Consider the following 4,146-nt stretch of genomic DNA (forward strand, 5'->3'; position numbering starts at 1 on the left):
ACTAGTAATACACACCCTGTAATACTTCTGCTTAAAGGTAGTGAATACCCAAAATAGGTTGCGTACCAATACCAGTGCATTACAGCAATCACTAGTCCGATTACTGCGCCAGCACTAAAACGCTTAACCAACCTAATAACATTTTCTAGTTTTGATTCAGGTAGTACTGGTTCCATAAAAAAGAAAGCTTTAGCTATTGAATAATATTTAGTTTAATACCTTTTAAAAAATTATTTAATCATTAAACTCAACCGCCCACCCCTCGCCCCCGCAAGACACTCCACCGTCAGCCCGACCCCACCGCCGCCGCCAACCCCGGCAGCAGCCCCCGATAGAACTCCTACTGCAACCCCGACCAATCTCCCAAATCTTCGTCATGCAGAGATACTTGGTAGTAGCCGTAAGCTAGGCGATGCCTACGGCAACCCGAAGCGGGAACGCACTTCACAGGATAACCCAGTGCGTGACATTTCTCGATCAGCGACGATACCAAAGGTGGATATGCAGTAAGGTGGTTTGTCAAGCAATTTTGGACAAGGGTTAATTGTAGCTGGTCAGCCCCAACTTCCCCGCCCCAAAGCTCTTGCAGTATCTCCTCACCAACTTGATGTTATTTGCTGTTGATAAAAGTCAATCTCTGCGGTAATTTGCTGGAATAATTCTTCTGGCGTGAGCGGTTGGATTTGATCCTCTTGCAAGTACGATATTTCATCAGAATTCTTATTAAGCATCAGTACATAGCGCCAACCATCATCAAATTGTTCAGCCAGTTCTGTACCGGAGGGGTAGTAGTAAAGGCCTAGAATCGTGCCTTGTTCTGTACGCTGTTCCAAAGCAAAGTGAGGGTAGCCCCAGTGTTGAGGGATTGAGATCGTAGGTTGCATATTTGTGATTAATGAATGGAGGGAAAATGAGAGAAGAATTCAGGAGTCAGAATTCAGAAGTCAGAATTTCGGGAAGAGGTGGGAAGAAGAGGAGGAAGGAAAGCAGATTTTATTAACTTCTCCACCCTGCTCTTTGTTTCTTTACTGACTCCTGACTCCTGGATTCTGACTACTGAATTACGCTGTGACTAACTCCGCTCTCTCCAGCAGTCGTTGTAATTTATCGCCAGTTAGCTGTTCTAAGGGTTGCTCTAAAAAATATTCATCAAAAATGGATTTACTATCACAAGACACGTCCACCATTGACAGCGATTGAACTGCTTCCATTGCCGAGTCACACAATAGTTGTTGACATTCCCCAGTACGCATCACCCACCAGCCACCATCAGTGCAGCCCACTTCACCCAGTTTGATGTCGTTGTGGTAAATGCCATCGTCCAGGATTTCAAACCCGTACTTCTCACATTCAATGAAAATCTGCGCCATGACTTCGTTACCAGTGGTCGCAGTTTCTTCAACCTCAGTTTGTGTGGGTACTGGTTCGTTAAGTGTTCCATCTTGGTGATGCCATTCAATGAAGCGGTTGCATCTTGCCCAGGTGTTAGCTCGGAATTTTTCAGTGCCGTTTACCATCACTACCCAAGGCTGGGTTAGATTATCGTCATGGCTAATGCTGGCTACCACTTTGTCATCAGCGTAATATTCGTGATGGTCAAACGAGATTTCGATTATTGTCAGTGGTTCGGGAGCTATGGCTTGGGCTTGGTCAGTGATGTAGTTGTCGAGTTCGGCTTGGGCGAGGTCTTGTTCGTTGAGGGGAGCGGGGGCGAGTTTCTGAATCTTGCTTGCCTGATAGTTAACAATGGCGGAAATCCAGGCATCCTTACAGCGTTTATCGCTTACTTCGACTGTGCAGGCGATTTCGCTGTAGATTTGCTTGACATGGGCAATAGATTTCAGTTGCAGCTGTTGTGCTGTGTAAATAACGTGAGTCATAATAAATCAGTTCCTAACGGGACAGAAAGCGCTTCGATTACCAGTCTGGGGCGCTTTCTTTATACCTAATAGTGTAATCTGTTAATTAACACATTGTCAACTGTTTGGTTGACAATTAACATATACTTTTAGAATTGGAATTATGACTATGACTGTGAAAGTAAGACGGATTATTAAGTTAGAAGTAGATGTTCCTGGATTGGGCGATCGCATTAAACAGGCCAGAGAAGCCAGGGGGCGACCAGTTACACAGATGGCTAAAGAAGTTGGGATATCCCGTAACTATTGGTATCAGTTAGAGGCGGAAGCTGTATTAGGTGGTGTAGCAGAAGAAACTCTTCGGAAAATTGAAGAGGTGCTGGGTGTAGATTTAGGGGTACAGTTTGATGATTGATATTCATACTATTAATCCTCTTGCTCTCCCCTCTGTCTTATTAGAGAAGCGATGCCTGGGTTGGGCTACGTCTATGCAGTTATCAGTTACATCCAGAAATTATGTTGCAATTGACTCTGAGAAAATCTCATTGAACTAGAAAGGTGGAATCATGCCTAAACCACCTTCTAGACGCAAAAAAGCCACTTCTCCCGCATCTAACAATTCAACTTCAGCAGCTAACTCTGCAAATGAGGATATCTCTCAGCAAGTAGATCCAGCTACAGCAACAATCACTGTTACTGCTGTTGAAGTAACAGAGTTGACTCAAGAGGAGCAAAGCGATCGCCTACACTTGGAAAGGAAAGTGGAGCGGGCGTTCTTTGAGGCAGGGAAGGCGCTGACGGAATTACGCGATCGCAGATTATATCGCTCCACGCACAAAGCCTTTGATGAATACTGTTTAGACAGGTTTGGCTACAATCGTTCCCGTTCTTACCAGCTAGTTGATGCGGCAGTTGTTGTGGACAACTTACAAAAATGTCCACAAATTGTGGACATTTTGCCGACAGCAGAGGGGCAAGTCCGACCCATGACTAAACTTGAACCCCAGGAACAGCAGGAAGTGTGGCTAAGAGCAGTAGAAGTTGCTGGCGGGAAAGTGCCAACTGGTAGAATCGTGAAAGATGTTGTGCAGCGCATAATGGAGCGTACCCAAGTACCTAATACCTACCAGTTGGGTGAAGTCTGCCAAATCTTCACAAAGGACAACCCCGAACTCAGAGGCAAGGGCGGGTGCTGGGCAATTGTCAGCGCAGTGAATGACTTCAGTTGCAGCGTGAGAATGTGGGATCGGGAGTACACGGTTGGGTTGCAGCACCTGAAATCTTACGATTACCTACCTGCGGAGTGTCAGCAGATGCAGGCGATTTGTGATCGCATCAGTCGGGTGTATTCCGATTCACTTGAGGAGACAGTCAAAAGTCTGTTGCAGTTATTGGGAAAGCTGAACCGTCCTTATCTTACTGCTGTGGAAGAGAAGCTGTTGAGTGTTCTGGAGTCGGAGTATGGGAAAATACCTTAAACAATTTTGGCAAATTGGCATCCAATGTCTTTGGGTTGCAGTTTCAATGGAGTTAGCAACACAACGGGACAGTGAAGAAGTTGTACGAGGGAAAAGATAAAACTTCCCGCTTCTTGACATCCAGCTATGCCAGTTGTTTAATTGAGTGCTGTAGAACCCCTCTACATGATTTATATAGCGCTCAACAGAGTTCAGTTCCCACTCTACAACTGGCTAGAAATGAACAAAACCAAATAGGATTTAAGAAGCTGAAAAATGTAGATAGCTGGATTGCTGTATAGTTTGGATTATGCCAGATTATTCTCTCAAGAGTTGCTCTATGATCACTCTGCCTGGTATTGCTATCCAAAACAAAATATACGAAAGTGACAATTCTCTAGTGTACCGGGGCATCAGAGACGATGGAGTAGCGCTCATCGTAAAAATGCTAAAGCTTGATTATCCCTCTCCCCAAGAACTAACCCGCTACAGACAGGAATATAAAATTACCCGCTCCCTAAATCTGGAAGGAGTTATCAAGGCATACAGTCAGCAGGACTATCAACGGACTCTGGTGATTATCTTAGAAGATTTTGGGGGAGAGTCCCTAGAGCAATGGATGCACAAGCGTCCAGATATCTTCTGCCCCATGCCTTTATCCACTTTTCTAGATGTAGGGATCGCTGTTTGCGACATTCTGGGCAGAATCCATGCAGCCAATATCATTCATAAAGATATCAACCCTGGAAACATAGTCTTTAATCTAGATACTGGCGTTGTAAAAATTATTGATTTTGGGATTGCGACCCAATTTAACCGCACGAATCCGA

At 44.9% G+C, this 4,146-nt stretch carries 6 protein-coding genes; 3 read left to right on the top strand and 3 right to left on the bottom strand.

Annotated features, from left to right (window positions below; translation table 11 throughout):
- Positions 1–340: 340 nt before the first annotated feature.
- From H6G97_RS46680 to H6G97_RS46690, 3 genes are all read right to left on the bottom strand, one after another.
- Positions 341–523: a hypothetical protein gene (locus tag H6G97_RS46680; RefSeq protein ID WP_190947187.1), complete on the bottom strand. Its 183-nt coding sequence runs from the start codon at positions 521–523 to the stop codon at positions 341–343.
- Between the two features lie 73 nt (positions 524–596).
- Positions 597–884 (bottom strand): hypothetical protein, encoded by a 288-nt coding sequence (locus H6G97_RS46685; protein WP_190947188.1) that lies wholly within the window; start codon positions 882–884, stop codon positions 597–599.
- 177 nt (positions 885–1,061) lie between these two features.
- Positions 1,062–1,880, bottom strand: coding sequence for a hypothetical protein (locus H6G97_RS46690; RefSeq protein WP_190947189.1), 819 nt, complete (start codon positions 1,878–1,880; stop codon positions 1,062–1,064).
- Positions 1,881–2,028: 148 nt separating this feature from the next.
- Here H6G97_RS46690 and H6G97_RS46695 point away from each other — a divergent pair, with 148 nt between their 5' ends.
- From H6G97_RS46695 to H6G97_RS46705, 3 genes are all read left to right on the top strand, one after another.
- Positions 2,029–2,274, top strand: coding sequence for a helix-turn-helix domain-containing protein (locus H6G97_RS46695; RefSeq protein WP_199345100.1), 246 nt, complete (start codon positions 2,029–2,031; stop codon positions 2,272–2,274).
- Positions 2,275–2,425: 151 nt separating this feature from the next.
- Positions 2,426–3,337 carry a hypothetical protein gene (locus H6G97_RS46700; protein WP_190947190.1) on the top strand — a complete coding sequence of 304 codons (912 nt, stop codon included), beginning with the start codon at positions 2,426–2,428 and terminating at the stop codon, positions 3,335–3,337.
- Between the two features lie 319 nt (positions 3,338–3,656).
- Positions 3,657–4,146: serine/threonine protein kinase (locus H6G97_RS46705; protein ID WP_190947191.1), on the top strand; the 490-nt coding region annotated here is incomplete at its 3' end.

Origin of the sequence: Nostoc flagelliforme FACHB-838 (genome assembly GCF_014698065.1) — a bacterium.
Lineage (GTDB): Bacteria > Cyanobacteriota > Cyanobacteriia > Cyanobacteriales > Nostocaceae > Nostoc > Nostoc flagelliforme_B.

Bases quoted from the DNA above. Each gene is read 5' to 3' on its own strand.
- H6G97_RS46685 (WP_190947188.1), bottom strand. From the start codon at position 884: ATGCAACCTACGATCTCAATCCCTCAACACTGGGGCTACCCTCACTTT.
- H6G97_RS46690 (WP_190947189.1), bottom strand. From the start codon at position 1,880: ATGACTCACGTTATTTACACAGCACAACAGCTGCAACTGAAATCTATT.
- H6G97_RS46695 (WP_199345100.1), top strand. From the start codon at position 2,029: ATGACTGTGAAAGTAAGACGGATTATTAAGTTAGAAGTAGATGTTCCT.
- H6G97_RS46700 (WP_190947190.1), top strand. From the start codon at position 2,426: ATGCCTAAACCACCTTCTAGACGCAAAAAAGCCACTTCTCCCGCATCT.